We start from the raw sequence: 26,547 nt of genomic DNA on the forward strand, positions 1-26,547 counted from the left end.
CCATGCAGTTCGCACCCGTACTCCGGTCCGAGTGGCTGAAGATCCGCACGCTCCGCTCGCTCCCCGGGGCCCTCCTGGCGCTGTTCGCCGTGACCACGGCGTTCTCCGCGCTCGCCGGTGTCTCGGAGATGCCGGACGACTTCGACCCGCTGTACATCTCCCTGTCCGGCGTCATGCCGGGCCAGATCGCCGCGATCTCCTTCGGCGTCGTGGCCGTGTCGTCGGAGTTCCGGGGCGACGCCCTGCGGCTCTCGCTGGCGGCGGTTCCGCAGCGCGGCCGCTGGTTCGTCGCCAAGGTGGTGGCGATCGCCGTACCGGCGCTCGTCGCCGGGCTGCTGACCGCCCTCGCCGCGCTCCTCGCGGCACGCGCGGGACTGGGTTCCCTGGCGGACGGCCTCACCGGGGGCGAGCAGGTGCGCGGGGTCGTGGGCTGCGGTGTCTACCTCATGCTGATGGCCCTGTTCGCCGCGGGCCTCACGACCCTGCTGCGCAGCGGGGTGGCCACACTGTCCGTGCTGATCCCGTTCATCGTCGTCGTGTCCTTCGTGATCGGCGACGCGGCCGGTCCCGTCGTCGACTTCCTGCCCGATCGGGCCGGACAGTTGGTCTTCCAGCAGACCCACGAGGGGCCGCTGGGCCCCTGGTCGGGGCTCGCGGTGACCGCGCTGTGGACCGCGGCCGCCCTGTTGGCGGGGGCGTGGAGCCTGCGGCGCCGGGACGTCTGACGGGCAGTGGGCTGACACGACGTCAAGCGCCGGTGGTGACGGGCGCACTGGATCCACGAGCATCGCACAGCACATCGCCGTCGGGCCGTGCTCCGCCCCTTCCCGGCGGAGCACGGCCCGTCGCCGACGGCGGTGATCACGGAGACGCCGCCTTGACGTGCGACCGGCCGCGTAACCCACGTCACATACCAGGCAAACGGCGAGGAATCCGGTAGCCCGTCGCAGTTGCGACTTGTAAAGAAAGAGCTGCAAAGAGGGTGATGTGATCACTGCGAAGGTAGACAGATTGAGTATTGAAGTGTAAACATCTGCTGTCTGCCTGGCAGGGCTTGAGGGCGGCCAGCCGCGCATCTCGGTGCGACCGAAGAGCGCCGCCGCCAGTGGAAGTTGTCGCCCTGCGACTGGTTTGCGGGTCCAAAGGGGCCCGCAGTTTTGTGAGCTCCCCGGCTCGCGCGATGAGGCGTCGGGTGATCGGGAGGGAGCGCGCTCTGCGCCCATGGTGCGCGGATGCGTTCGGCAGGCCTCGAGCGAGCCCTTCGGTGCCGTCGTCGGCGCCGGGCTCCGTGAGACGAAGGAGGTACGTCCGTTGGACGGCATGGAAACGGCCCAGTTCAGCGCCGTGATTGTCGTTGGTCTCCTGGTCCTCTTCTACGGAGGGACCTTTCTCATCTCGACCCGGATCGGCAAGAAGGAGGAGAACGCCGACGGGTACATGACTGCTGGTAACAACATCGGATTCGGCATCTCGGCCGCCAGCATGACGGCGACGTGGATCTGGGCGGCCTCGATGTACGCCTCCGCCACGTCGGGTTATACCTACGGCATCTCGGGCCCCATCCACTACGGGCTCTGGGGCGCCCTGATGATCCTTTTCATCTACCCCTTCGGCAAGCGCATCCGCGCCGTCGCCCCCAAGGCGCACACCCTGGCGGAAGTCATGTACGCCCGCCACGGCCGCTCCAGCCAGCTGATGCTCGCGGGCTCCAACGTCGTCGGCAGCCTCATCAGCCTGATGTCGAACTTCATCGCCGGCGGTGTGCTGATCTCGCTCCTGTCGCCGTTCAACTTCATCCAGGGCGTCCTCTGCGTCGCCGCGGGCGTCCTGCTCTACACCCTGTGGTCCGGATTCCGCGCCTCCGTCATGACCGACTTCGTGCAGGTCGTGGCGATGCTCGGCGCCGTCGCCGTGATCGTCCCGTTCATCTTCTTCGCGGCCGGCTTCCCGGCCGCGTTCGAGACCGGCGCGGCGAACCTGACCCCGCAGCAGGGGAACTTCTTCTCCAGCGAGGCCTTCATGGGGCAGGGCGCCCCCTACATCGCCGCGGTGCTGGCCTACGCGATCGGCAACCAGACCATCGCCCAGCGCCTGTTCGCGGTGAAGGAGAGCCTGATCAAGCCCACCTTCATCACCGCGACCATCGGCTACGGCGGCATGGTGATCGGCGTCGGCATGCTCGGCGTGCTCGCCCTCTACCTGGGCTTCGAGCCGACCGGCGGCGACCTGAACAACCTCATCCCCGAGATGGCCGCCACCTATCTGCCGCCCGCGCTGCTGGCCCTCTTCTTCATCATGATCGTCGGCGCGCTGTCCTCCACCGCCGACGCCGACCTCGCCGCCCTCTCGTCGATCACGATGGCCGACATCTACGGCCGGGGCGTGGCCGGCAAGAAGAAGGCCGACCCGAAGACGATGCTGCTGGTCGGCCGGCTCACCATGGTGGTGGCCACCGCGCTGGCCGTGACGTTCGCCAGTCTGCGGCTGAGCATCCTCGATCTGCTCGTCTTCGTCGGCGCGCTGTGGGGCGCGCTCGTCTTCCCGGTGCTGGCCAGCTTCTACTGGGAGAAGGTCACCAGCAAGGCGTTCACCACCTCGGTGCTCGCGGCGCTCGCGGTGTTCCTGCCCGTGCGCTTCAGCTGGATCCCCGTGGACGGCGCCTTCGGCATCGTCGTGGACGTGCTGGCCGTCCTCGGCATCGGTGTCGTCCTCGGCCTGATGGTGTTCGGCTTCCTGGGCGTCAAGGCAGGGAAGATCGTCGGTGTGCTGGCCGTACTGGTCTCCGCGCCGTTCGCGATCGGATCCCTGCACGAGTACGCGACGCTGTGCGGTTCGCTCGTCGCCTACTCGGTGAGCACCGTCATCTGCTGGGCCATGTCCGCGCGGCAGGGGGAGAGCTTCGACTTCTCCGTCATCGCGGAACGCACCGGCAACTTCGACGACGGGGACGCCGCGGCGACCGCCGAGGGGAACGGTGAGACGCCCGGTGTCCCGAGCCCGGCGCCGGCCCCCTCGGCAGCACCGGGCGGACGCGAGCCCGAGCCCGTCGCACCCACCAAGTAAGTCGCACCGAGCAAGTCGAGAGGAGGCACAGTGACCGCCGCCCTGAGCGTCTACGTCCTGATGTGGCCCGTCATCGTGGCCGTCATCCTGTTCGTGATCAGCCGTGGGTTCTTCCGCGAGTGGGCCGACGCCCGCCGCAACGGCCGGGACATGATCTGACCTCTGGTCGCGCGCGAGCCGTGTCCTCCGGCACCCCGCCGGGTGCCGGAGGACACGGCTCGCACATCTCGGGCCCTCAGCCCTGGACCGAGCGGGTCAGAGGATCGCCCCCGGGGTGTAACCGGCGGCCTCCGGATGCTGCTTGACGATGGCGTCGACACGGCCGACGACGGCGGCGACCTGGGCACTCGCGGCGCCCGTGAAGGACAGCTTGTCCGCCATCAGCGCGTCGAGTTCGGACCGGTCGAGCGGGATACGCCCGTCGGCCGCGAGCTTGTCCAGCAGGTCGTTGCGCTCGGCGCCCTGCTCACGCATGGCGAGGGCCGTCGCCACGGCGTTCTCCTTGATCGCCTCGTGCGCGACCTCACGGCCGACACCCGCGCGCACCGCGCCCATCAGCACCTTGGTGGTGGCCAGGAACGGCAGGTAGCGGTCCAGCTCCCGGGCGACGACCGCCGGGAACGCACCGAACTCGTCGAGCACCGTCAGGAACGTCTCCAGCAGACCGTCGAGCGCGAAGAACGCGTCGGGGAGCGCCACCCGGCGCACCACCGAGCAGGACACGTCGCCCTCGTTCCACTGGTCTCCCGCCAGTTCCCCGGTCATCGAGGCGTAGCCGCGCAGGATCACCATCAGGCCGTTGACGCGCTCGCAGGAGCGGGTGTTCATCTTGTGCGGCATGGCGGACGAACCGACCTGGCCCGGCTTGAACCCCTCGGTGACCAGCTCGTGTCCGGCCATCAGCCGGATCGTCTTCGCCAGTGACGAGGGCGCCGCCGCCAGCTGCACCAGCGCGGTCACCACCTCGTAGTCCAGCGACCGCGGGTAGACCTGGCCGACCGAGGTGAACGCCTCCGCGAAACCCAGGTGACCGGCGGTCCGCCGCTCCAGCTCCTCGAGCTTCGCCGCGTCGCCGCCCAGCAGGTCCAGCATGTCCTGCGCCGTGCCGACAGGGCCCTTGATGCCCCGCAGCGGGTAACGGCCCAGCAGCTCCTCCAGCCGGCCGTACGCGACGAGGAGCTCGTCGGCGGCGGTGGCGAACCGCTTGCCGAGGGTGGTGGCCTGCGCCGCCACGTTGTGCGAACGGCCGGCCATGACCAGCTCGCCGTACTCACCGGCCAGCCTGCCGAGCCGGGCCAGCACCGCCACCGTACGGTCGCGCATCAGCTCCAGCGAGAGCCGGATCTGCAGCTGCTCGACGTTCTCGGTCAGGTCGCGGGAGGTCATCCCCTTGTGCACGTGCTCGTGCCCGGCGAGGTCGTTGAACTCCTCGATCCGCGCCTTCACGTCATGCCGGGTCACCTTCTCGCGCTCGGCGACGGAGTCCAGGTCGACCTGGTCGAGGACACGCTCGTAGTCGGCGATCGCCGCGTCCGGCACCTCGATGCCGAGGTCCTTCTGGGCCCGCAGCACGGCGAGCCAGAGCTGCCGCTCCAGCCTCACCTTCTGCTCGGGCGACCAGAGCGTGGCGAGCTCGGCGGAGGCGTAACGTCCGGCGAGAACGTTCGGGATACGGGGCTTGGCGGGCGCAGCAGTCACGTGTACGGAGTTTACCCGGCGGCCAAGGGGACTCCGAACCGTCCACGCAGTCCGGAAGCCCAGGTCGGACGCCTTCCGTTCCAGTGGTCGTCGTCTCCCACACAGCCCCTGCGGCGCGAACCGGAGCAGCCAGATCCTGCGGCTCTTCCGACGAGGTCGGGCCGGTGCGACCTGCGCCGTCCGGCCGACTGCGGACGTTTGGCAGCAGCACCGCGGCGAGGGCCGTGGCGTCGCCGACCGGGCGTGTAAATAAACTTTGACATGGTGTCCGGTGCGCTTTACATTGGCTGATGTCAGCTTTGTTTTACACGAGGAGCGGGCATGGCCTTCGAGGAAAAGCGCGCCTGGGTGATGATCCTGGTCTCCCTGGCCGCGTACACGCTCTACGCGGCGACCGTCCTGGGCCGGGCCGGCGGCGGCCCGCTCACCGACGTCGCCTACGCGGGAACCCTGCTGTGGACCATCGGCGGCGCCATCGTCGCCGCGATCGTGGCCCACATCGCGATGGCCGTCGTGGGCGGCCCCGGCGCCGACCGCACCGACGAGCGAGACCGTGAGATCAACCAGGTCAGCGAGCGCATCGGGCAGTCGATGGTCGTCGTCGGCGCGCTCGCCGCACTGATCCTGGCCATCGCCGAGCTGCGCCACTTCTGGATCGCCAACGCCGTCTACCTGGCGTTCGTGCTGTCCGCGGTGCTCAGCTCGTCCGCCAAGATCGTGGCGTACCGCAAGGGCGGCTTCCAGACGTGGTGAAGCCGACGCGGGTCACCAACACGATCCGGGCCCTGCGGTTCGCGCACGACCAGATGACCCAGGCCGAGCTGGCCGACCGGGTCGGCGTCACCCGCCAGACCATCATCGCGATCGAACAGGGCCGCTACTCCCCCTCGTTGGAAATGGCGTTCCGCATCGCCCGGGTGTTCCGGGTCGGACTCGACGAGGTCTTCCAGTACCCCGACACCGAAGGAGACCCCTCATGAGGGCGATCGTCCAGGACGAGTACGGCCCGCCGCACGTGCTGAGCCTCGGCGAGGTCCCGATCCCGACGCCCGGCGCCGACCAGGTGCTGATCCGGGTGCACGCGGCCGGCGTCGACTACGGCGTGTGGCACCTCATGACCGGGCTGCCGCTCATCGGTCGCCTCGGCTTCGGCCTGCGCCGGCCCCGCAACCGCGTGCCGGGCATGGACGTGGCCGGCGTAGTGGAGTCCGTCGGCGCCGACGTGACCGCGTTTCGCCCCGGCGACGAGGTGTACGGCGAAGCGACCGGCGCGTACGCGCAGTTCGCGCTCGCCCGCCCGGGCAAGCTCGCCCGCAAGCCCGCCAACCTGAGCTTCACCGAAGCGGCGGCCACACCCGTGTCAGGGGTGACCGCGTTGCGGGCCGTCGGTCGGGTCACCGCCGGCGAGAAGGTGCTGGTCATCGGCGCTGGCGGCGGAGTGGGCAGCTTCGCGACGCAACTCGCGGTCGTCGGCGGCGCCCATGTCACCGCCGTGTGCAGCACGGCCAAGGCCGACCTCGTCCGGTCGCTGGGCGCCCGGGCCGTCATCGACTACACGCGCGAGCCGCTCACCGGGACGTACGATCTGATCATCGACATCGCGGGCCTCCGGCCGCTGGCCCTGCTGCGCGGGCTGCTCACCGAGCGCGGCCGGCTCGTCCTCGTCGGCGGCGAGGGCGGTGGTCGGTGGTTCGGCGGGCTCGGCCGGCTGCCGGCCGCCCGGCTGATCACCCTGTTCACGCGCCGGCGCCTGGACACGCTGCTCGCACTGACCCGCACCGCCGACCTGGACGTGCTGCGCGACCTCATCGAGGCCGGGGCCGTGCGACCGGCCGTCGGGCGCACCTACTCCCTGGCGGAGGCCTCCACCGCGGTGGGTGACCTGGCGGCGGGCAACGCGCCCGGAAAGCTCGTCATCACGGTCGATTCCGGGGCGCCGGGATCGATGTCCCGCGGCGAGTCCTGACAGAGGTGCATCCGATGACGGTCGACAGCCCCGAGGCGACGGCCGATGGCTGGTCACGGGCGCGCTGGTGGAGGTCTTCACGCTCTGGGTGTCGGTGGCGGAGGCGGTCGGTTCGGGCTTGCGTCCCTCCTTCGCGCGGGAGGTATTCCCAGGGGATTCCGGTGCGGTTCACGTAGAGGATCGCGTCGAACACGTCGCGGAGGTCGACCTTGGCCGGCGGGCCGGCGGACCAGGCGGACGTGGTGAACATCGGCCCCGCGGCGAGGCCGTCGCCCAAGCGGTGACCGCGGCGGGGGAGAAGCCGTCCCGGTACCGGTAGGAGCCAGCGCGGGTGGTGTCGGCCATGGCCTGACCGTCGCACTCCGTACGCCGCAGCATGTCCGCGCCGAAGACGCCGATCCAGGCGGCGAAGACGACCGCGAGCAGCGACAGGAAAGCGACGAACGAACCCATGAAGCCGGTCGCCACCAGCACCGGCACCCTGCCGAAGAGCAGCGAGATCACGGCGTTGACCGACACCGCCCAGTGGCGCGGCACCCGGAAGCCGAGGGTCTGCGCGGTGAAGTCGGCCGAGTACATCGACATCGCGTTGATCGGCAGCATGCCGATCAACGCGATCACCAGATACGGCACCGCGATCCAGGCAGGTCGGCAGGATCTTCCCGAGGAAGGAGACCGGGTCGGCGGCCGGGGCGAGGTCCGGCGCGGAGACCGCCGTCACCGCGCCCATGCGCACCATCGGCAGGACGACGATGCCGGCGCCGCCGACAGAACCCGTCGGCTCCCCGCTCAGGGCGCTCCTCAACGCGCCGCGGCCCGTGGGGACCGCTGCTCCCCGGCCTCCAGGGACGGCGGCGAACCGGGCAGCGGGCGCCCCGCCGACTCGGCCATGCGCCACACCGCGAACCCGCCGATCACGGCCGCCACCATCATGTAGTAGGCGGGCATCATCACATCGCCAGTCGCGCCGATCAGCGCCGTGACCACCAGCGGGGTGGTCCCGCCGAACACCGACACCGAGACGTTGAAGCCGATGGACAGGGAGCCGTAGCGCACCCGCGTCGGGAACAGCGCCGGGAGGGCGGAGGGCATCGTGGCGGTGAAGCAGACCAGCAGCAGCCCCAGAGCGCCCATCCCGACCGCCACCGCGAGCAGGCTGCCCTCGCGGATCAGCAGCAGGGCCGGTATGGACAGCAGCAGGAAACCCGCACAGCCGGCTGCGATCACCGGGCGGCGGCCGACCCGGTCGGTCAGCGCACCGGCGAAGGGCTGGACGATCATCATCAGCACCATCATGCCGAGCACGACGAGCAGACCGTGCGTCGCGTCGTAGCCGAGTTCACCGGTGAGGTAGGTCGGCATGTACGACAGCAGCATGTAGTCGGTGACGTTGAAGACCAGCACCAGGCCCACGCACAGCAGCAGCGCCCGCCACTGGCCGGTGACCATCTCGCGCAGCGGCACCTTCGGGCGCTCGGTCTCCGCCTTCTCGACCTCGGCCGCGAACGCCGGGGTTTCCTCCAGGCGCATGCGCAGATAGAGGCCGATGACGCCCATCGGGCCCGCGATGAGGAACGGCAGGCGCCAGCCCCAGGAGAGCAGGTCCTCGGAGGAGAGCAGCGCGGTCATCAGCGTGACCAGGCCGGCACCGCCGATGTACCCGGCCAGCGTGCCGAACTCCAGCCAGCTGCCCAGGAAACCCCGGCGTCGGTCCGGCGCGTACTCGGCGATGAAGGTCGAGGCGCCGGCGTACTCGCCGCCGGTGGAGAAGCCCTGCACCAGACGTGCCGCCAGCAGCAGGATCGGGGCGCCGACGCCGATCGTGGCGTAGGAGGGGATCAGGCCGATCGCGAAGGTGCCCACCGCCATCATGATCATGGTGAAGGCGAGGACCTTCTGCCGCCCCACGCGGTCACCGAGCGGACCGAAGACCATGCCGCCCAGCGGGCGGACCAGGAAGGCCGCGGCGAAGGCGCCGAACGTGGAGAGCAGTTGGGCGGTGGGGTTGCCCGAGGGGAAGAAGACCTTGCCCAGCGTGACCGCGAGGTAGCTGTAGACACCGAAGTCGAACCATTCCATCGCGTTGCCCAGGGCGGCGGCCTTCACGGCACGCCGGACGAGCGCGGGGTCGGTGACGGTGGGCGCCTGTGCGGTTCCGGTCTCCTGCGACATGGGTGAGGACTCGGACATGGCGGCTGTGGAAGTGCCGGCTGGGGGAGCGGCGACTGGGGAAGTCGACAAAACGTCGCTCGCCTACCTTTCGACGGGGACAGGGACGGGATCCGCGCGGCGGCGCTGTCGGGCGGTCCGGGGAAGCGACGATAGGTGCACTTGGTACCCGTACGGGCGGTATGCGTTCAGTTGCAGCATGCATTCAAATGCCGGGTGGGCAGGCACGCAGCCCCTCCCCGCAGTCGCCCGACCAGCCGTCCTCTGTGAGCCATCTCGCGTCCACTCGCCGCATATCGTCGGACGACGTTTTCGGCAAGGGCAGGGTTCACCGACGTCAACGCGCTGGAAGCGGCCGTGAAGTACGGCACCCGCACCGACGCCCGCCCCATGATCGAGATCCTCCCCCTCGACCAGGGCCGCGAGGCGTACGACAGGATGATGGCCGTCAGGACCCGCTTTCGTGCCGTGCTGAAGGTCTCCGAGTGACACGCCCCTCGTACCAGCCCTGTGCGGGTGGCGAGACGGGCCGTCCACGACGGGAGCGAAACCGACTCGGACAGTGGGCCTTGCGCACGCCCCCGGCGACGGTGAACTCGTGCCTGCTGCCGGAAGGATCTGATCGCCGACCTCGACCAAGCCCTCGACCACGCACGCCCGCCCACCCGCTGATCCACCATGAGGAGCAACAGATGTTCACCGGCTGCGCACCCCCGGCCTCTGCAGGCACAGGCATCGACCCGAACCACATCCGCGTGAACACGGCCGAACACAGAGCCGCACCCGCCCATGCTGCCGCCACGGTGCTGAACGCCCGGCTCGACGGCGCCGAAAGCGTGCTATGACCCCGGACCCGGATACGGTCGGTTTCCTCGTCGCTCTCGCGCCCGTCCTCGTCGTCCTGACCCTGCTCGCGTTCCGTCTGGCCTCGCTGTGGGCCGGCGTCGTGGGTCTGGTCGTCGCGCTGGCCGGTGCCGTTGTCTGCTTTCCGCTCGAAGGCCCACAGGTCGGGGCCGCCGCCTCGGGGATGGCCCCGACCGTCGTGGAAATCGCGGTCCTCCTGCTCGGCGGGGTCGGACTGGCCGAAGCGATGACCCGCGGTGGTGCGCAGGACCGGATCGCCGCCTGGCTGGAGGGCGCCGAGACCGGTGCCGACCGCACCGTGACGCTGCTGCTGCTCGTCTACGGGATGACGCCGTTCATGGAATCGGTCACCGGCTTCGGCCTGGGCGTGGTCATCACCGCCCCGCTGCTGATCCGCCTCGGCCTGACCCCGGTCAAGGCCGTCGTCTCCGGGATGCTCGGCCTGGTGCTGGTTCCGTGGGGCTCCCTCGGGCCAGGCACCCTCATCGCCGCGCAGCTCGGCGGGCAGGACTTCGCCCGGCTCGGGGTGTGGTCGGCGCTGCTCAGCCTGCCGATACTCGTGGTCAGCATGGTCGCGGTGCTGGGCCTCAATCTCGGCCGGCCCACCCCGCGTCAGCTCGTTCTGGCCGCCGCGGTCGTCCTTGCCGAATGGGGTGCCCTGCTCGTGGCGAACCTCACGGTCGGGACGCCACTGGCCGGCGTTCTCGCCGCAGCCGTGGTCATCGCCGGTCTCCTCGTCGTCACCCGGGTCGGCAACGGCCCGCTGCCGCGCATGTCCCGGCCGCTCCTCACAGCCGTCGTGCCGTACCTCGTCATCGTCGGCGGCATCCTTGCCACGAGGGGCCTGCTCGCGGCTACGGGCGCCCATGACGCGATCGAATGGACCGCGAGCCCTGCGCTCTGGCTGGTCGTCGCCGCCGCTGTCGCCGTCGCGACCGCCGGTCTGCCCGCCGCCGACCGGTGGCGCCTGGTGCGGTACGGGCTGAGGCGATGGGTGCCGATCGCCGGGAACGCGCTCGTGTTCATCGTCCTCGGGATCGTCATGGCCGCGACCGGTATGGCCGAGCATCTTGCCGCCACCGCGGAGCACTCCGGCTCCGGCTTCGTCGCCGCGATCCCCGCCATGGGCGCTCTCGGCGGCTACCTCACCGGCTCGAACACGGGCGCCGCCGCGATGTTCTCCCCCGCCACCACGACCGTCGCCACCGGCCTCGGCGCGGATCCGCTGATCGCGCTCGCCGGGCAGAACGTCGCCGGGTCCTTCGCCATCATCGCTTCACCACCGAGGATCGCCCTAGCTGTCGGTGTCGCACTCGCTCCCGGTGAACGCCTCCCACGAGCCATGAGCGCCATACTGCTCGGCGCCGTCGCCGCGACAGTGCTCGTCCTCGGCGTCATCGTCCTGAGCCTTGCCTGAACTTCGGAAGGAACCCCGTCCAGCAGGGCGTGAGGGCGGGAATCGTGCTGCTGGAGCGACGGGGTTCACGAGGGGGCGACTTCGCGTGAGGGCGTGGTACGGGAGGCGCCCGGCCCAGCGGCCTGATCGGAGTTCGGTACCCACCGGGATTGACGGCTAACGGTGTTAGCCGTAGGGTGACGGCCATGCGGCTAACACCGTTAGCCGCATCGGATCAGTCCGACGCGGAAGGACCACCGTGACCACTGGCACGACCACGACCACCGGCAGCACCCGGCCCGTCCCCGGCCCCGGCCGACCCACCACCACCGCGCGGACGGCGCGCCGTGGCTGACCGCGTGCAGGAGATCACGGCCGCCGCCCGGGAGCTGCTCGAGACCGAAGGGCCGGACGCGCTGTCGATGCGGCGCATCGCCGAGCGCGTCGGCATCCGGGCACCGTCCCTGTACAAGCACTTCCCCGACAAGGCCGCCGTCGAGGCCGCCCTCCAGGCGCAGGGCATGGCCCAGTTGGCACAGGAACTGGAGGCCACCGAAGCCGAGGTCGGCGTCGAACCGCCCCTGCCCGCGCTCGCCCGCGCCTACCGGCGGCACGCCCTCGCCAACCCGCACCTCTACCGCATCACCCACACCCGGCCGCTCGCCCGCACCGCCCTGCCCGAAGGGCTCGAGGACCGCGCGGCGATGCCGCTGGTCCGCGCGGCGCACGGCGACATCGACATCGCGCGCTCGCTCTGGGCGTTCGCGCACGGCATGGCCGTGCTCGAACTCGACGGCCGCTTCCCGCCCGGCGCCGACCTGGACGCCGCGTGGCGAGTCGGCTGCGAGGCGTTCGCCCGTGCCATCCACGACAAAAACCAGGGAGAGACCGCATGACCGTGATCGCTACGGGGCCGGCCACCGCCACCGCCTCCCGCGCCGCCGGATACACACACGCCGCGGCATGGATCGTCGGGCTCGCCGTCGCCTGGGGCGCCACACCCGAAGTCGGCGACACACACGCCCGGATCGCGGCCGCGTACGCCGACCGTCCGGTCCAGGCGATCGCCCAGGCGCTGCTCGTGCACGGTGTGGCGGCCGCCGGCCTGGCGGTCGTCGGGTCCGGGCTGCTCGGCTGGGCCCGCCGGACCGGCAACGCCACGGCTCGCTTCGCCGGACGGGCCGGGACGGCCGCGGGCGCACTCGCGTTCGTGCAGCTCGCCCTGGAACTGATCGCCGTGTCCGGAGCCGATCCGGCGTCACCGGGCAGGACCGGCACACTGTTCGAGGTGGTCCAGCGCGTGGACGGCGTCAAGATGTTCGCGCTCGCCGCGCTCGCTGCCGCTGCCTGCGCGGCCTCGCGGCACGGCTCACTGCTGCGGCATTGGGAGGCCGTCACCGGCTGGGCCCTCGCCGTCACGATCACCGCGTCCGGCATCGGTTACCTGCTGCCGGCCACCTCCCTGACCGCGATGGCGTTCGTCTCACTGCCCCTGCTGCTCGTCTGGATCGCCGCGCTCGGCGCAGCCCTCGGCCGCCGGCCCTGAGCCCGGAGCCCCAGCGCCGGGCCGCTGGGCGACGACACCTCACCGACACCCCGCGGCCCGGTCCGCCCCGCCCTCCGCCCGCGTTGCTGGAGGAGCAGGCCGCGCTCGCGGCCGAGCAGGTCCGTGGGGAGGGGCCGCGGCCGAGGGGCGAGGGCGGGTTGCTGCCCGAGCCGGTCCAGCACCTGATGCGGGCCGCACTGGAAGCGGAGACGGACGAACAGCTCGCCGCCTGGGCAGGCCACACGAATGCGGCCTTCGCGAAGCGTGGGTACGTCCGGATCGGAGCCGAGGGCATGCGGGACGCTGCGGCGGCGCCGGACGTCTTCCACGGCGTGGATCGAAAAGCTCCCACGTGAGAAATGGTGAGAAGTCCACGCAGACCACTGGCGATCCGTGCAGGCCGACTCCACCGGGTGATTCGGGGGGAAACCACGAGGCGAACCACGGGAAACGGCGAGCGCCCCCCGATGCCCCCGACGCCCTCACCCCTTCGGCGTCCTCGGTGTCACCGGTCGGAGTACGGCAGCAGTTCGGGGCGCTTCGGCGGCAGGCCGTCGCCCGAGGAGCGGCCGGTGAGGCGGCGGCCGATCCACGGAAGCAGGTGCTGCCGTGCGAACCGGGCGTCCGCCACCCGGCGGGCCGGCCAGCTCGGCGGCAGCGTGGCCTTTGGGGGCAGCTGCCACTCGGGGTCCTCGGGCGGATACCCCAGCGTCTGCCACACCGCCTCGGCGACCCGGCGGTGCCCGTCGGCGGTCAGGTGCAGCCGGTCCACGTCCCACAGCCGCGGGTCGCCGAGCGAGGGCGCCCCGTACAGGTCGACGACCAGGGCGCCGTGCCGTTCGGCGAGCTCGTCGACGCAGGTGAACAGCGCCTCCATACGGGGGCGGAAACGCTCCTGCACGGGCCCCTGGCGGGCCGGGCTGCGCATCAGCACCAGCTGCCCGCAGTGCGGGGCCAGCCGCTCCACCGCCTCGGTCAGCAGATCCCGTACCAGGCCCATGTCGCACTTGGGCCGCAAGGTGTCGTTGAGCCCGCCGACCAGGGTGACCACGTCGGCCCGCATGGCCGCCGCCGTGTCCACCTGCTCCTCGACGATCTGCCGGATCAGCTTGCCGCGCACCGCGAGGTTGGCGTACCGGAACCCGGGGGAGACGGCCGCCATCCGCGCGGCGAGGACATCGGCCCAGCCCCGGTACGTGCCGTCGGACAGCAGGTCCGACATGCCCTCGGTGAAGGAGTCGCCGACCGCGACCAGGCTGGTGTGAGTGGGGTTCGTCTGCATGGCGACAGAGATGATATCCCGTGCACATACCCGCCGGTCGGTCGGTGTCCCGCCCCGTTCCACGGTCCGTCGGGGCGGTCCGCCCGGCCCCTCCCGCTCAGGCCCGCTGCCCGAACAGCTCCTGCAGTACGTCCTCCATCGTCACCAGCCCGGCCAGCCGCCCGTCCGTTCCGAGGACGGCCGCCAGATGCGTACGGCTGCCCCGCATGGCGGTGAGGACGTCGTCCATCGTCGTGTTCTCCCGCACCCGGGCGATGGGACGCATGTCCCGCAGCAGGAACGGCATGTCGCGCGGTGAGGCGTCCAGGGCGTCCTTCACGTGCAGATAGCCGACGATCCGCCGTCCCTCGTCCACCACCGGAAAACGGGAGTACCCGGACTGTGCCGACAGTTCCTCCAGCCCCTCCGGGGTGACGCCCACGCGTGCGTAGACCACGCTCTCCAGCGGCAGCACCACGTCCCGCACCGGCCGGCGGCCCAGCTCCAGCGCGTCGTTCAGACGCTCCTGTGCGCGGTCGTCGATCAGGCCCGCCTCGCCGGAGTCCTTCACCATCTGCGCCAACTCCGCGTCGGAGAAGGACGCCACGACCTCGTCGCGCACCTCGACCCGCAGCAGCCTCAGCAGCGTGTTCGCGAAGGCGTTGACCGTGAAGATCACCGGGCGCAGCCCCCGGGACAGGGCCACCAGCGGCGGACCCAGCACCAGCGCACTGCGCACGGGCTCCGCGAGCGCGATGTTCTTCGGCACCATCTCGCCGAGCAGCATGTGCAGATACGTCGCGAGTGCCAGAGCGATCACGAAGGACACCGCGTGGCCCGCGCCCTGAGGCACGCCCACCGCGTGGAACACCGGCTCCAGCAGATGTGCGATGGCGGGCTCGGCGACCACGCCGAGGACCAGGGTGCACAGCGTGATGCCGAGCTGCGCCGCCGCCATCAGCGCGGACACGTGCTCGAGGCCCCACAGCACGCTCCTGGCGCGCCGCTCGCCCTGTTCGGCGTACGGCTCGATCTGGCTGCGGCGCACCGAGATCAACGCGAACTCGGCACCCACGAAGAAGGCGTTGACGACCAGCGTCGCCAGACCGATCAGCAGCTGTACGACCGTCATCGCCGTGCCCCCTTCTCGCGCGCCTCGCCGTTCGCCCGGCCGCTCACCCGGCCGTCCGGCGCGCCGGCAGCCTTCCTGCCGTCCTTGCCGTCCGCCCTCCCGTCCGGCGGGTGCGGGCCGGCGAGTGGCGCGTGCAGCAGGACGCGCGCCGCGCGGCGGCCGCTCGCGTCCAGGACCTCCATCCGCCAGTCGGCGACCTCGAGGGTGTCGCCGACGGCGGGGATCCGGCCCAGCTCGGTGGCCACCAGCCCGGCCAGGGTTTCGTACGGCCCGTCGGGCGCGCGCAGGCCGACCCGCGCGAGCTGGTCCACGCGCGCGGAGCCGTCGGCCGAGAACAGGGCGTGGCCCTCCTCGTCCGAACCGGTCCGGGCCAGGTCGGGCGTCTCGTGCGGATCGTGCTCGTCGCGGACCTCGCCGACGACCTCCTCGACGATGTCCTCCAACGTGGCCACGCCCGCCGTACCGCCGTACTCGTCGATCACCACGGCCATGGTGCGCCCCTCGGAGAGCCGGTCCAGCAGCCGGTCGACGGTGAGCGACTCCGGGACCAGCAGCGGCTCGCGCATCATCTCCGACACGGGGACCCGAGCCCGGCGCTCGGCCGGCACCGTCAGCACGTCCTTGATGTGCGCGGTCCCGACCACCGAGTCGAGGGTGCCGCGGTACACCGGGAACCGGGACAGCCCGGTCGCCCGGGTCGCGTTCGCCACGTCCTCGCAGGTCGCCTGGACCTCCAGTGCGACGACCTGCACGCGGGGGGTCATCACGTTCTCCGCGCTGAGGTCGGCGAGGTTCAGGGTGCGGACGAACAGCTCCGCGGTGTCGGCCTCCAGAGCACCCTGCTTGGCGGAGTGCCGGGCGAGAGCCGCCAGCTCCTGGGGGCCGCGCGCGGACGCCAGCTCCTCGGCGGGCTCCACGCCGAAGCGGCGCACGATGCGGTTGGCCGTGTTGTTGAGGTGCGTGATGAAGGGGCGGAAGGCGGCGCTGAACCAGCGCTGAGCGTTGCCCACGTTCTTGGCCACGGCCAGCGGTGACGAGATCGCCCAGTTCTTGGGCACCAGTTCGCCGACCACCATCAGGAAGACGGTCGACAGAGCCGTGCCGATCACCAGTGCCAGGGAGCTCGCCACCGAGGCGGAGATACCGATGTCCCTCAGCGGGCCGGAGATCAGCGCGGCGATCGACGGTTCGGAGAGCATACCGACCACCAGGTTGGTGACCGTGATGCCGAGCTGCGCCCCGGAGAGCTGGAAGGTCAGGTTCCGTACGGCCTTGAGCGCACCGACGGCACCCCGCTCGCCGCGCTCGACCGCCCGTTCCAGCTCCGCCCGCTCGACCGTGGTGAGGGAGAACTCGGCCGCGACGAACGCGCCGCAGGCGAGGGAGAGCAGGATCGCGACCAGGAGAAGGAGTACTTCTGTCATCGGGCCGCCCCCGTCCCGTGGCCGGGCGGGAAGTGGACCACCGCGCGACGTCGCGTACGGCTCTGTCGGGGACCGCGATGTCGCGTACTACTGGGAGGCTCGCCCATGGGCGGACGCACACAACCTTTCATGGATGACCGAGTGACCCTCCTAGCGTAAAGGGTCAGCAAAGGTGCCCCGAGGGGTCGCCCGATGTCCGCCGTCATGCCCGGCCCTTGCCTCCGGCCGCCCTCCCGGAGAGGTTCGCCCCAGCGTCGCCGGCGTTCCTCCGGCGCGTATGCGCGGCTGAAGCCCGCAGCTCAATGACGCTGAGTGAGCGGTCAGGGGGGGCAACCTGGTCGTCCCCATCGGCAGGCGCACGGGCCAGGCACCCGGGTCGCCGGCATCTCACGCGCACTCGGCCGCACTCCTGGCCGCGGGACCGTCGGCCTCCCCGCCGGGCCGAACGTCACTGGTCGCCGGAGCGGTGCGGTGCTGTCATGGGTAGGGAGGACGGCGTGGACGAGCCGGCGAGGGCGCGGCCGCCCCGTTCCACAGCGGAGGAGGCCGATGCCATGCTGTACCGCCGCACGGTCGGTGACGTGATGACCGAGGAGGTCGTCACCTTCCGCCCCACCACACCACTCCAGGAGGTCGCCGCCCTGCTGGACGCGAACGACATCGTCGCGGCCCCGGTCGTCGACGAGGACGGCGCTCCCGTCGGCGTCGTGTCCGCGTCCGACGTGCTGCGGCACGAGACCGGCATGCCCGATCCGCAGGGTCAGGACGGGAACGACGAACGCTCCTGGGGCAAGGCCCGGGCCCGGACCGCGGGCGCGCTCATGAGCAGCCCCGTCTTCACCGCCCGGGCCGACTGGACGATTCCCCGGGCCGCGCGGGAACTCCGCAGGCGGCACGTCAAGCAGTTGCCGGTGGTCGGCGACGACGGCCTCCTCACCGGCATCGTCACCCGCAGCGACCTGCTCGACGCCTTCATCCGCTCCGACGTCGAGATCCGCGGCGAGGTCGAGCAGGACGTCCTGGGGCACATCCTCGGCCTGGACGAGGGCGCCGTCGCCGTCGAGGTCCGGGACGGGGCCGTCACCCTGCGGGGACACGTCCCGGAACCGCGGCTCGTTCCGGTGGTCGTGGGCCTCTGCCAGGGCGTCGACGGTGTCGTCGCCGTGGACGCCCACCTCGCCGCCGCCCGGGCGGGCTGAGTGCTCTGCCCCGGGAGGGCCGACCACCGGGTGCAGTACGAAGCAGATCCCGGCCGAGACCGTCCCCACCCAAGGCCGCTCTCCGTCTTCGGGTGCCCCTTTTCAGCGAGTGCGGCAAGTGGTTCGAACACCTTCAGGCCCCACCGAACCATGGGTTTCAGGTAGAGGTCACCAACCGGAGGTGCGCGGCCGGACGGTCTGTACGGCGGGTGCCCCGGGGCCGGGGCGTGCACTGTCGACGACGTGGTAGCCGCGGTGCCGACTCCGCCCGACAAGTCGGGTGCCACCCCGCTCCTCGCCCGGTGCCCGCTGCGTCGCAGCCCCCTGCCCCGGCGCCCCTTCAGCCGTCGGTCCCGGTCACGGGCTCGGCCGGCACCGGGCGGCGGTGGGCGAACGCCACCACCGCACCCGCCCCGATGAGAAGCCCGAGCGCGGCGAAGCCATAGGTCAGCGTGGCAAGGGAAGCAACGGCGGCGACCAGCAACGGGCCACCTGCGTCACCGAGTTCGCGTCCGAGTTCTGCGGCGCCCATGGTCTGGCCCAGGCGCTCCTGAGGGGTCGACGAGGCCAGGGCGGCGAAGCCCAGCGGGGTGATCAGCCCCGTGCCGGCGCCGATCAGGGCGGCACCCAGCAGGACACCGGTGAGGCCGGGCAGCATGGCACAGGCCAGACCGGCCGCGGTGACGAAGAGTCCCACGGCGAGACCGGAGCGGATCGTGAGGCGTCCCTCGTCCAGGGCCCGCCCGGCGCGCGGCTGCACGACGGCGGCGCATGCGGCGAGCACCGACACCGCGGCTCCGGTGGCCACCGTGCCCAGCCCGGCAGCGCGGCCGGAGACGGGCAGGAAGCCCACACCGGCCGAGAGAGCGGCGGTCGCCGCGGCGAGCGCGGAGGTCGGGGCGAGGAAGGCCGGGTCGGCGAGCCGCCGGGCCAGGTCCAGCACCGTCTGCCGGGCCTTCGGCAGCGGCGGCACGACGGGAACGGCGAGCGCGGCCCAGACGACGACCACCGCGCCGAGCACCGCGAGGACGGCGAACAGCAGCCGCAGACCGCCGCCCCGGACCAGGACACCACCGAGCAACGGGCCGAGCGTGTAGCCGATGGACTTGTAGAAGCCGTAACCGCCGAAGGCGCGGCCGTGCTCGGCCGCCGGGTTGAGCCGGGCCACCAGCGCGGACGCGGAGGGCGAGAAGGCGGAGGCCGCGGCGCCCTGGCCGAGCCGGGCCGCCCACAGCCAGCCGGGACCGTCCGCCACCACGTACAGCGCGGACGCCACCGCGAACGCGACAAGACCGCCCAGCAGCACCGGGCGGGCACCGATCCGGTCGGCGAGGGCGCCGAAGACCGGCTTGAGGAGCACCTCGGCGCCGTCGTACAGGGCGAGCAGCCCGCCCAGCACCAGCAGCGAAGTGACCGCGTCCGCGGAGAAGCCGCCGAGGTTCGCGGCGATGCCGTGCGCGCCGAAGGCCGTGGTGAACCCGGCCGCGTACAGCGGCCACATCTGCCGGGCCGGAGCCGCGGCAGTCGTCCCACTCATCGGCCGGCGGCCTCCGGCACCTCGTGGAGAGCCGCGAAGACACGCTCCGCGTAGTCCTCGCAGGCCATGGCACACTCCTTGAGCCGCTTGTCCGCCCCTGCCGCCTCCGGCGCCCCGAACACGTCGCGGGCCGTCAGGTCACGATGCCGGCGCCGCAGCCGCGCCGGCGACTGCTCCTCCTCTGCCGGCTCGGCCAGGGTGAACTCGCCGATGCGGTGTCCGGATCACTCCCGCCGGCGTGGTCGTCATTGATGACGCGCCGACGATCAGGGCTCCGACCACGACGATCGCGGCGGCGAGCGCACACGCGCCATGGTGGTGCTGGTCGTTCATCACGGGCCTCCTTCGGCGGAGGACTGCTGCGCCGCGCTGCGGCGGCCGCGGTTTCAGGGCTTGGTGAGGGGGCCGGCGTGCAGTGCGTTCAGGCGGCGCCGGTACTCGTCCTCGTCGATCTCCCCGCGGGCCAGCCGCTCACGCAGGATGTCCTCGGCCGGGGTGCGGGTGTGCTGCGTGGGCCGGTTGAGGGCGCGGAAGAGCAGCACGGCGACGGTGATGATCAGCGCCCAGAACAGGATCATGCCGGCCGACATCGCGAACCAGCCCCAGCCGCTGACGCCGTGGTCGTACCAGAACATCATCGCCACTCACCTGCTTCGGCTTTGTTCTGTCGCCGGGTACGGAAGCGCACCCGGCGACTTCTTGCCTTCCCTTGCATCGTGCCGCCGCCGGGCAGGGCGGTCTGGGGCCGGATGGTCCCGGGCCGGTGGGCCGTTCAGCCCCTACCGGGTGGGGGTACCCGGGCGAAGGTCGGAGAGCGGACCGAGACGGGAGGGACAACCCATGGGTGCCGTGGAAGTCGTCGTCCTTGCGGCCTCGGCCGTGCTGATCGGCGCGCTGGGCTGGTACTTCTTCGGCCCGCGCCGTGCCGGTGCCGCCCGGCTGGAAGGCGGGGTGCAGCGGGTGGAGGTGACGGTGCGGGGCGGCTACAGCCCCGACGTGATCCACGTCCGGCAGGGTGTGCCGGTGGAGTTGGTGTTCGACCGGCAGGAGGCCGGCGAGTGCACCTCCCGTGTGGTCTTCCCCGATCTGAAGGTCGGTGCGGGCCTGCCCGCGCACACGCGCACCACCGTGCGGCTGAACCCGGACCGGCCGGGCTCGTTCGGGTTCGCCTGCGGCATGAACATGATCCACGGCACGCTGCTGGTCGAACCCGCGGACGACTCGGCACCGCCCACCCCGGACGGCCACGGCGCCACGGCCGCACCTGCTCCTCCTGCTGTCGCCGGCGAGTCGCCGGTGAGTGAGGAGCGGACAGCCGCCGAGGCGGAGGCCGCGGACGTCACCGAACGGCAGGCGGAGATCAGGGACCTCACCCGACGCGTGCTGCTCGGCGCTGTGCTCACCGCGCCGGTGCTGTTCGCGGTGATGGCACACGAACTGTTCGGCGCCGACCTGGTGCCCGGTTGGATGCTGAACCACTGGCTGCAGCTGGCGCTGATCACGCCGGTGATGTTCTACACCGGCCGGCCGATCCACGTGACGGGCTGGCTGACGCTGCGCCACCGGGCCGCGGACATGAACTCCCTGATCACCCTGGGCACGTCTGCGGCCTACGGCTACAGCCTGCTGGTCACCCTGGCCCCCGGTCTGCTGCCCGAGGACGTGCGGGAGGTCTACTTCGAGGCCGTCGGCGTCATCCTGACCCTGATCCTGCTGGGGCGGCTGCTGGAGGCCCGGGCGAAGGCCGGCACCGGCGAGGCCATCCGTGCCCTGCTGGGCCTGCAGGCCCGCACCGCCCGCGTCGTCCGGGCCGGAGCCGAGACCGAGATCCCGGTCGAGGACGTGGTGGTCGGCGACGAGCTCGTCATCCGGCCGGGAGAGAAGATCCCCGTCGACGCCGAGGTCCTCTCCGGCTCCTCCGCGGTCGACGAGTCGATGGTCACCGGCGAGCCGATGCCGGTCACCAAGCACGCCGGGGACACGGTCATCGGGGCCACCGTCAACGGCACCGGGTCCCTGCGGGTACGGGCGGCCAAGGTCGGCGCGGACACCATGCTGGCCCAGATCATCCGCCTGGTGCAGCAGGCCCAGGCGTCCAAGGCCCCCATCCAGCGGCTCGCCGACGCCGTGTCGGCGTACTTCGTGCCGGCGGTGATCGCCATCGCGATCGGCACCTTCGCCGTCTGGTTCACCCTCGGCCCGCCCCCCGCGCCGACCCTGGCGCTGGTGTCCGCGGTCGCGGTGCTGATCATCGCCTGCCCGTGCGCGCTGGGTCTGGCCACTCCGCTGTCGGTGATGGTCGGCACGGGCAAGGGCGCTCAGGCCGGCATTCTGATCCGTTCCGCCGAAGCCCTGGAGACCGCACACAAACTGGACACCGTCGTGCTGGACAAGACCGGCACCGTCACCGAGGGAAAGCCCGTCCTGACCGACGTCCGACCCCTCGGCGGATTCGATGAGACCGTGCTGCTGCAGCTGGTGGCGGGGGCCGAGGCCGACAGTGAACACCCGCTCGCGCAGGCCATCACCGTCGGCATCCGTGACCGCGGCCTGCGCCCGCTCGCCGCGACGGGCTTCGACTCGGTCACCGGCAAGGGCGTTCAGGCCACCGTCGCCGGGCGCGCCGTCCTGGTGGGCACCGCCCGGCTGCTGGGTGACGTCGGCATCGACACCACCACCCTGGTCCCCGTCGCGGCCGCCCTGTCGGCCGAGGGCAAGACCCCCGTCCTCGCCGCGGTCGACGGACGGCCCGCCGGCGTGCTCGCGGTCGCCGACACCGTCAAGGGCGATTCCGCCGCCGCCATCGCCGCCCTGCAGCGCCTGGGCGTCGACGTCGTGATGCTCACCGGCGACAACGCCCGCACGGCCGCCGCCATCGCCGCCCAGGTGGGCGTCACCCGGGTGCTGGCCGAGGTGCTGCCCGAGCACAAGGCCGACGAGATCCGACGTCTGCAGGGCGAGGGCCGCACCGTCGGCATGGTCGGCGACGGCATCAACGACGCGCCCGCCCTGGCCGCCGCCGACGTCGGCCTGGCCATCGGCACCGGCACCGACGTGGCCATCGAGGCCGCCGACATCACCCTGATCTCCGGCTCGCTCGGCGGTGTCGTCACCGCGATCCGGCTGTCGCGGGCCACGATGCGCAACATCCGGCAGAACCTGTTCTTCGCCCTGGTCTACAACACCATCGGCGTCCCCCTCGCCGCCGGCGCCCTGTATCCGCTGTGGGGCATCCGGCTCAGCCCGGTCATCGCCGCCGCGGCCATGGCACTCAGCTCGCTGTCGGTCGTCACCAACGCCTCCCGGCTGCGCCGCCGGCACCCCCCACCGCTGCCCGATGCCCGCCCGGCGCGTGTGCGGCCCCGGGTCGAGTCCGCCGCCGACCGGGCCCGAGCCGGCAGCACGGCCGCCCCGGCGGGCGACGGGCACCATCCCGCCTCCCGGGACGACGGCGACACCGTGGTCACGGACCCGGTGTGCGGCATGCGGGTGGGCAAGGCGACCGCCGCCGAGCACCGGCACACCGAGCACGGCACCTACTCCTTCTGCTCCGCCCACTGCGCCACCACGTTCGACGCCGCCCCCGACCGCTACACCGCCCCCACGACCGGCGGCACGCACGAGGGAGGCGAACCCCGATGACCACCGTCACCCCACACCACGGACACGGGCACACCCCGGTACAAGGTTGCCGAACCGGCCGGTACGGGCAGCGTCGTTGCGCCGTGCCCGGCGGCAACGCATTGCGGACGCACCACCCCGACCATGGGGGTGAGCGCATCTGCGGGTTCGGCGGGCCTCATGGGCCGGCCATACCCCGGCAGGCGCCCTCCAGGGGCGTTCCGCTCGGTTGTCCGGCCGGTGGAGCACGGTCCAGGTGCGGCCGCCACCGGTGGATTCGTGGACGGCGTCGGTGCTGTCGGCGGCCGGCAGCTGCTGCACGGTCACCGCGGTCGGCACCGTGGCCCGACCGTCCTCGGGCAGGCGTCCGAGTTCCGTCCATGGCCGGCCGCCGCGGGCGGCGAGCAAACGGCCGTCGCCCGCGAGCGCCCTGAGTGAGCCGGGTTCCGGCCGGACCCGCACGGACTCGTGCTCACCCTGCTGAAGACTCTGCTGCCGTTTTCACCCGTCGGATCATGGCTGCTCACAAACATCCCGCTGCCCGCATCTACAGGGACTTGACCCAGCGTCTCCAGTGGTTCTCGCGGTGGTAGCCACCCGCGGCCCAGGTGTGGTGGGCCTGTTCGTTGGCTTCCAGGACCATGGCGTCGACGCGGCGCCCGCCGAGGGCGGCGAAGCGTTGTTCGGCTGCTTCCAGCAGGGCGGTGGCGATGCCCTGCCGGCGGTGGTCGGGGTGTACGGCCAGTCGGTAGGCGGAGCATCGCCATCCGTCGAAGCCGGCTATGACGGTTCCGGCGAGCAGGCCGTCACGCTCGGCGAGGAGCAGGGCTTCGGGGTCTCGTGTGATGAGGCGGGCCACTCCGTCGTGGTCGTCGCTGATGCTCGTTCCTTCCGCGGCGTCGCGCCAGAACCGCAGCACGGTGTCGATGTCCGGGAGGGTGGCGTGGCGGATGTGGAGATCGCTCATGGGGTGAGCCAAGCAGAGCGCTCGACTGCCTGGCGAACGGTTTTCGCTGCCGGGCAGGCTGTTCGCTCAACGCTCGCCCGCAGCCCCAGGGCGGCGTGCAGGAGCCGAGCGAGGCTTGTTGCTCGCCGGTTCCCGACCGACGATCACGCCGGAGCCGGTCGGCGGCAGCGGTCCGCGGGTGTCAGGGGTTGCGTGGGGCGACCAGTCCGGATTCGTAGGCGAGGACCACGAGCTGGGCGCGGTCACGGGCGTGGAGCTTGGCCATGGCCCGGTTGATGTGGGTTTTCACGGTCATCGGGCTGATCACCATGCGGTCGGCGATCTGGTCGTTGGACAGGCCCCGCGCGACGAGGGCGACGGCCTCGCGTTCGCGGCCGGTCAACTCTTCCAGCCCCGTCCCGGCACCGGTGTCGAGACGGGGCTGGGAGACGTACCTGTCGATCAGCTTGCGGGTGATCGAGGGGGCGAGCAGGGCATCGCCGCGTGCGGCCACGCGAACGGCGTGCAGGAGGTCGTCCGGGACGATGTCCTTGACGAGGAATCCGGCGGCGCCGGCGCGCAGCGCGTCGAAGACGTACTCGTCCAGGCCGTAGTTGGTCAGGATGACGACGTGCACCTGGGCCAGGGCCGGGTCCGCGGCGATGCGCCGGGTCGCCTCGATGCCGTCGACGACGGGCATCTGGATGTCGACGAGCGCGACGTCGGGCAGGTGTTCCCTGGCGAGTTCCAGGCCCTCCTTGCCGTCGGCGGCCTCGGCCACCACCTCGATGTCGTCCTCGAGGTCGAGGAGGGCGCGGAATCCGCTGCGGATGAGTGGCTGGTCGTCGACCAGCAGGACGCGGATCATGACGTCCGGTCCACGGGGAGTTCGGCCTGGACGGTGAAGCCCCCCTCGTCGCGCGGTTCGGCACGCAGTAGACCACCGAGGGCGGTGACGCGTTCGCGCATGCCGAGCAGCCCGACGCCGGGCACCGGGGCGGTGCCCGGCGTGGCCTTGCCGTCGTCGTCGATGCGTAGCGCGAGGGCGTCGGGCCGGTGGTCGATCCGGACCGATGCCGTAGTGGCGGCGGCGTGTCGGACGATGTTGGTCAGCGACTCCTGAACGATCCGGTAGGCGGTCCGGCCCACCGCGGCCGGGACGTCGTGCTGCTGCCCTTCGATCGTCAGCGTCGCCTTCAGACCGGTCCTGCCGGCCCGCTCCACCAACTCCGGTATGTGGCCGAGCCCTCGCGGCGGGGTCGTGTCGTCGTCGCGCAGTACCGACAAGGTCGCGCGCAGTTCCCGGCTCGCCTCACGTCCGGCCTCCTGGATGGCCAGCAGGGCCTCCGGCACCTTCTCACCGCGTCTTCGGGCCACGTGGACGGCGACCTCGGACTGCACCTTGATGACCGAGATCTGGTGGGTGAGCGCATCGTGCAGTTCCCGCGCGATGTGCAGCCGCTCCTCGTCGGCGCGGCGCCGCGCGGTCTCCTCGCGGGTGCGCTCGGCCTCGTCCGCCCGCTGCTCGGCCTGCCGCAGCGCCTCGCCCGCGGCAAAGGCGGCGATGAGCCAGGCGATCTCCAGGGTGCCACGGGCCTGCACCGACGCCTCGCCCACGGGCCCGTCGTGGACGGCCAGTGCCATGAGCTGGAGAACCACCAGCAGGGTCACGGACGCCGTCACCGCGAGGGCGCGGTGCCCGGCCCGCACCGCGCCGTACACCGCGACCAGGTACGCGACGGCGAGCACGTCGAACCCGGCCGTCTGGTAACCGACCGCGCACAGCCCGGTGACGGCCAGGACGACAACCGGAGCCCGGCGGCGCGCGGCCAGCGCCAGGCCGCCGACTGCCAGCAGCGCGTAGCCGAGCAGGTCGGGCCCCGTGCCAGGGTGCGCCCCGGACGACCCGGTGCGCAGCATCAACGCCGCCACGCTCACGGCGATCAGCCAGTCCCCGACACCGGCCGGGACACCGAACCGTCGTCTGCCCATGGGCGCACCCTAGCCGGATGCCCGCGCGGGCGAGTCCCGCTCGCGGAGGAGCGGCCCTCTACCGCGTCCGCGGTACCCGCGCGGCTCCTGCGGCGTCCGCGGTAGTCGGGTGCGCCGTCGGCGGCAGCGCAAAGTGAGTCCGTCTGCGGGACGACCGGCGGTGGGTCCGGCGGACAGGATCGAGCGACGTCCAGCAGCAGGAGTCGTACGAGGAGAAGGAGCACCTCATGTCCGTCCGTTACGTGCTTGCCGGCGCCGCAGGCGCCCTGCTCGGGGAGTCCGGGCTTGCCGCACCGGCGGCCGCGCACGCCTCCGCCCAGTCGGTCGCCGCCGGTGCCTCCCTGACCACCGGGCGACTCGTGGGCACCGTGGCCGCACTGGTGGCGCTGGCCGGCGTGGTCATCGGTGGGCTGGCCCTGGCCCGCTCCGTCGGCCGTATCGGCCACGGCAACGGGAAGAGGGGGGCCATCGTGTCCCTGGTGGCGGGGATGATCGGCATGGTCGTCGGTGCGGTGAATCTGGCCGTCGCCGACGGCGGTCCCGGCACCGGCAACGGAGTGCTCGGTGGCGCCCTGGCCCTGGTGCTGGGGGTGGTCGCCGCGGTCCTCAGCCGACTGGCCCTGGTCCGCTCCCGCCGCACCGGACGACCGGTCGACCGCCCCGACCACCAGCGCACGTTCGAGTGAGAGAGGGACAGGGGCAGGGGCCCGAGGAGACGGTGATGGCAACCGAA

25 protein-coding genes and 2 pseudogenes are annotated in these 26,547 nt (G+C 71.9%); 14 read left to right on the plus strand and 13 right to left on the minus strand.

Annotation, left to right across the window (positions count from 1 at the left end):
• Positions 1-2 precede the first annotated feature (2 nt).
• The 3 genes from JL475_RS00960 to JL475_RS39675 all read left to right on the plus strand — a co-directional run bounded on the left by JL475_RS00960 (position 3) and on the right by JL475_RS39675 (position 3,222).
• The gene (locus JL475_RS00960; protein WP_202274018.1) at positions 3-725 is read left to right on the plus strand and encodes an ABC transporter permease subunit; all 723 of its coding nucleotides are present in this window, start codon (positions 3-5) and stop codon (positions 723-725) included.
• A gap of 595 nt (positions 726-1,320) precedes the next feature.
• Positions 1,321-3,063, plus strand: coding sequence for a sodium:solute symporter family protein (locus JL475_RS00965; RefSeq protein ID WP_237405919.1), 1,743 nt, complete (start codon positions 1,321-1,323; stop codon positions 3,061-3,063).
• A 30-nt stretch (positions 3,064-3,093) separates the two neighbouring features.
• Positions 3,094-3,222: a putative transporter small subunit gene (locus tag JL475_RS39675; RefSeq protein WP_258308787.1), complete on the plus strand. Its 129-nt coding sequence runs from the start codon at positions 3,094-3,096 to the stop codon at positions 3,220-3,222.
• A 96-nt stretch (positions 3,223-3,318) separates the two neighbouring features.
• On the opposite strand, the gene purB is transcribed toward JL475_RS39675, so the two are convergent.
• Complete coding sequence (gene purB / locus JL475_RS00970; protein ID WP_202274020.1) at positions 3,319-4,761, minus strand: adenylosuccinate lyase; 1,443 nt, start codon at positions 4,759-4,761, stop codon at positions 3,319-3,321.
• 321 nt (positions 4,762-5,082) lie between these two features.
• Here purB and JL475_RS00975 point away from each other — a divergent pair, with 321 nt between their 5' ends.
• The 3 genes from JL475_RS00975 to JL475_RS00985 are packed head-to-tail and all read left to right on the plus strand — an operon-like array spanning position 5,083 to position 6,727.
• A complete protein-coding gene (locus tag JL475_RS00975; RefSeq protein ID WP_202274021.1) occupies positions 5,083-5,514 on the plus strand; it encodes a hypothetical protein in 432 nt (143 codons plus the stop codon).
• A gap of 23 nt (positions 5,515-5,537) precedes the next feature.
• Complete coding sequence (locus JL475_RS00980) at positions 5,538-5,741, plus strand: helix-turn-helix transcriptional regulator (protein ID WP_307824952.1); 204 nt, start codon at positions 5,538-5,540, stop codon at positions 5,739-5,741.
• Positions 5,738-6,727, plus strand: a complete 990-nt coding sequence (locus JL475_RS00985; protein ID WP_202274023.1) for an NAD(P)-dependent alcohol dehydrogenase — start codon at positions 5,738-5,740, stop codon at positions 6,725-6,727. The genes JL475_RS00980 and JL475_RS00985 overlap by 4 nt, the downstream gene beginning before the upstream one ends.
• Positions 6,728-6,775: 48 nt before the next feature.
• Here the strand turns inward: JL475_RS00985 and JL475_RS00990 are convergent.
• The 3 genes and pseudogenes from JL475_RS00990 to proP form a co-directional block, all read right to left on the minus strand.
• Positions 6,776-6,950: pseudogene (locus JL475_RS00990) on the minus strand (transposase); the annotation flags it as partial.
• Positions 6,939-7,502 (minus strand): annotated as a pseudogene (locus tag JL475_RS00995) (cytosine permease); the annotation flags it as partial. The pseudogenes JL475_RS00995 and JL475_RS00990, both read right to left, overlap by 12 nt.
• Before the next feature lie 26 nt (positions 7,503-7,528).
• The gene (gene proP, locus JL475_RS01000; protein ID WP_237405851.1) at positions 7,529-8,917 is read right to left on the minus strand and encodes a glycine betaine/L-proline transporter ProP; all 1,389 of its coding nucleotides are present in this window, start codon (positions 8,915-8,917) and stop codon (positions 7,529-7,531) included.
• A gap of 336 nt (positions 8,918-9,253) precedes the next feature.
• On the opposite strand from proP, the gene JL475_RS41130 reads away from it, so the two are divergent.
• From JL475_RS41130 to JL475_RS01020, 5 genes are all read left to right on the plus strand, one after another.
• Entirely contained in the window at positions 9,254-9,385 is a 132-nt protein-coding gene (locus JL475_RS41130; RefSeq protein WP_272932881.1) for a hypothetical protein, read from the plus strand.
• 352 nt (positions 9,386-9,737) lie between these two features.
• Complete coding sequence (locus JL475_RS01005; RefSeq protein ID WP_202274025.1) at positions 9,738-11,177, plus strand: L-lactate permease; 1,440 nt, start codon at positions 9,738-9,740, stop codon at positions 11,175-11,177.
• 326 nt (positions 11,178-11,503) lie between these two features.
• Positions 11,504-12,052, plus strand: a complete 549-nt coding sequence (locus JL475_RS01010) for a TetR/AcrR family transcriptional regulator (RefSeq protein WP_202274026.1) — start codon at positions 11,504-11,506, stop codon at positions 12,050-12,052.
• The gene (locus tag JL475_RS01015) at positions 12,049-12,702 is read left to right on the plus strand and encodes a hypothetical protein (RefSeq protein ID WP_202274027.1); all 654 of its coding nucleotides are present in this window, start codon (positions 12,049-12,051) and stop codon (positions 12,700-12,702) included. Before JL475_RS01010 ends, JL475_RS01015 begins: the two co-directional genes overlap by 4 nt.
• Before the next feature lie 83 nt (positions 12,703-12,785).
• Entirely contained in the window at positions 12,786-13,058 is a 273-nt protein-coding gene (locus JL475_RS01020) for a hypothetical protein (protein WP_202274028.1), read from the plus strand.
• Between the two features lie 149 nt (positions 13,059-13,207).
• Here the strand turns inward: JL475_RS01020 and JL475_RS01025 are convergent, their stop codons facing one another.
• From JL475_RS01025 to JL475_RS01035, 3 genes are all read right to left on the minus strand, one after another.
• Complete coding sequence (locus tag JL475_RS01025) at positions 13,208-13,984, minus strand: SGNH/GDSL hydrolase family protein (protein ID WP_202274029.1); 777 nt, start codon at positions 13,982-13,984, stop codon at positions 13,208-13,210.
• A 97-nt stretch (positions 13,985-14,081) separates the two neighbouring features.
• Positions 14,082-15,095, minus strand: a complete 1,014-nt coding sequence (locus tag JL475_RS01030; RefSeq protein WP_202274030.1) for a hemolysin family protein — start codon at positions 15,093-15,095, stop codon at positions 14,082-14,084.
• Positions 15,092-16,519 (minus strand): hemolysin family protein, encoded by a 1,428-nt coding sequence (locus JL475_RS01035; RefSeq protein WP_202274031.1) that lies wholly within the window; start codon positions 16,517-16,519, stop codon positions 15,092-15,094. The genes JL475_RS01030 and JL475_RS01035 overlap by 4 nt, the downstream gene beginning before the upstream one ends.
• 497 nt (positions 16,520-17,016) lie before the next feature.
• Between JL475_RS01035 and JL475_RS01040 the strand changes: the two genes are divergently transcribed.
• Complete coding sequence (locus tag JL475_RS01040; RefSeq protein WP_307824924.1) at positions 17,017-17,718, plus strand: CBS domain-containing protein; 702 nt, start codon at positions 17,017-17,019, stop codon at positions 17,716-17,718.
• A 340-nt stretch (positions 17,719-18,058) separates the two neighbouring features.
• On the opposite strand, the gene JL475_RS01045 is transcribed toward JL475_RS01040, so the two are convergent.
• From JL475_RS01045 to JL475_RS01055, 3 genes are all read right to left on the minus strand, one after another.
• On the minus strand, positions 18,059-19,255 hold the full coding sequence (locus JL475_RS01045; RefSeq protein WP_237405854.1) for an MFS transporter: 1,197 nt from the start codon (positions 19,253-19,255) through the stop codon (positions 18,059-18,061).
• Positions 19,252-19,467, minus strand: coding sequence for a Chromate resistance protein ChrB (locus JL475_RS41405; protein ID WP_307824953.1), 216 nt, complete (start codon positions 19,465-19,467; stop codon positions 19,252-19,254). The genes JL475_RS01045 and JL475_RS41405 overlap by 4 nt, the downstream gene beginning before the upstream one ends.
• Before the next feature lie 174 nt (positions 19,468-19,641).
• Positions 19,642-19,893: an SHOCT domain-containing protein gene (locus tag JL475_RS01055; RefSeq protein WP_202274032.1), complete on the minus strand. Its 252-nt coding sequence runs from the start codon at positions 19,891-19,893 to the stop codon at positions 19,642-19,644.
• 202 nt (positions 19,894-20,095) lie between these two features.
• Between JL475_RS01055 and JL475_RS01060 the strand changes: the two genes are divergently transcribed.
• Positions 20,096-22,897 carry a heavy metal translocating P-type ATPase gene (locus tag JL475_RS01060; RefSeq protein ID WP_202274033.1) on the plus strand — a complete coding sequence of 934 codons (2,802 nt, stop codon included), beginning with the start codon at positions 20,096-20,098 and terminating at the stop codon, positions 22,895-22,897.
• A gap of 526 nt (positions 22,898-23,423) precedes the next feature.
• Here the strand turns inward: JL475_RS01060 and JL475_RS01065 are convergent.
• From JL475_RS01065 to JL475_RS01075, 3 genes are all read right to left on the minus strand, one after another.
• The gene (locus JL475_RS01065) at positions 23,424-23,843 is read right to left on the minus strand and encodes a GNAT family N-acetyltransferase (RefSeq protein WP_202274034.1); all 420 of its coding nucleotides are present in this window, start codon (positions 23,841-23,843) and stop codon (positions 23,424-23,426) included.
• Between the two features lie 181 nt (positions 23,844-24,024).
• Entirely contained in the window at positions 24,025-24,690 is a 666-nt protein-coding gene (locus tag JL475_RS01070) for a response regulator transcription factor (protein WP_202274035.1), read from the minus strand.
• Positions 24,687-25,814: a sensor histidine kinase gene (locus JL475_RS01075; protein WP_202274036.1), complete on the minus strand. Its 1,128-nt coding sequence runs from the start codon at positions 25,812-25,814 to the stop codon at positions 24,687-24,689. The genes JL475_RS01070 and JL475_RS01075 overlap by 4 nt, the downstream gene beginning before the upstream one ends.
• Positions 25,815-26,041: 227 nt before the next feature.
• Between JL475_RS01075 and JL475_RS01080 the strand changes: the two genes are divergently transcribed.
• Positions 26,042-26,500: a DUF6223 family protein gene (locus JL475_RS01080; RefSeq protein WP_202274037.1), complete on the plus strand. Its 459-nt coding sequence runs from the start codon at positions 26,042-26,044 to the stop codon at positions 26,498-26,500.
• The last annotated feature ends 47 nt before the right edge of the window (positions 26,501-26,547 follow it).

Source organism: Streptomyces sp. M2CJ-2 (assembly GCF_016757295.1).
GTDB lineage: Bacteria > Actinomycetota > Actinomycetes > Streptomycetales > Streptomycetaceae > Streptomyces.

Excerpts from the sequence above, each read along its gene's own strand:
- JL475_RS01030 (WP_202274030.1), bottom strand. The coding sequence starts at position 15,095 with ATGACGGTCGTACAGCTGCTGATCGGTCTGGCGACGCTGGTCGTCAAC.
- JL475_RS01060 (WP_202274033.1), top strand. The coding sequence starts at position 20,096 with ATGGGTGCCGTGGAAGTCGTCGTCCTTGCGGCCTCGGCCGTGCTGATC.
- JL475_RS01035 (WP_202274031.1), bottom strand. The coding sequence starts at position 16,519 with ATGACAGAAGTACTCCTTCTCCTGGTCGCGATCCTGCTCTCCCTCGCC.
- JL475_RS01065 (WP_202274034.1), bottom strand. The coding sequence starts at position 23,843 with ATGAGCGATCTCCACATCCGCCACGCCACCCTCCCGGACATCGACACC.
- proP (WP_237405851.1), bottom strand. The coding sequence starts at position 8,917 with ATGTCCGAGTCCTCACCCATGTCGCAGGAGACCGGAACCGCACAGGCG.
- JL475_RS00960 (WP_202274018.1), top strand. The coding sequence starts at position 3 with ATGCAGTTCGCACCCGTACTCCGGTCCGAGTGGCTGAAGATCCGCACG.
- JL475_RS01080 (WP_202274037.1), top strand. The coding sequence starts at position 26,042 with ATGTCCGTCCGTTACGTGCTTGCCGGCGCCGCAGGCGCCCTGCTCGGG.
- JL475_RS00985 (WP_202274023.1), top strand. The coding sequence starts at position 5,738 with ATGAGGGCGATCGTCCAGGACGAGTACGGCCCGCCGCACGTGCTGAGC.
- JL475_RS01075 (WP_202274036.1), bottom strand. The coding sequence starts at position 25,814 with ATGGGCAGACGACGGTTCGGTGTCCCGGCCGGTGTCGGGGACTGGCTG.
- JL475_RS01045 (WP_237405854.1), bottom strand. The coding sequence starts at position 19,255 with ATGAGTGGGACGACTGCCGCGGCTCCGGCCCGGCAGATGTGGCCGCTG.
- JL475_RS01055 (WP_202274032.1), bottom strand. The coding sequence starts at position 19,893 with ATGATGTTCTGGTACGACCACGGCGTCAGCGGCTGGGGCTGGTTCGCG.
- JL475_RS01025 (WP_202274029.1), bottom strand. The coding sequence starts at position 13,984 with ATGCAGACGAACCCCACTCACACCAGCCTGGTCGCGGTCGGCGACTCC.
- JL475_RS00975 (WP_202274021.1), top strand. The coding sequence starts at position 5,083 with ATGGCCTTCGAGGAAAAGCGCGCCTGGGTGATGATCCTGGTCTCCCTG.
- JL475_RS01015 (WP_202274027.1), top strand. The coding sequence starts at position 12,049 with ATGACCGTGATCGCTACGGGGCCGGCCACCGCCACCGCCTCCCGCGCC.
- JL475_RS01005 (WP_202274025.1), top strand. The coding sequence starts at position 9,738 with ATGACCCCGGACCCGGATACGGTCGGTTTCCTCGTCGCTCTCGCGCCC.
- JL475_RS01070 (WP_202274035.1), bottom strand. The coding sequence starts at position 24,690 with ATGATCCGCGTCCTGCTGGTCGACGACCAGCCACTCATCCGCAGCGGA.
- JL475_RS00965 (WP_237405919.1), top strand. The coding sequence starts at position 1,321 with ATGGAAACGGCCCAGTTCAGCGCCGTGATTGTCGTTGGTCTCCTGGTC.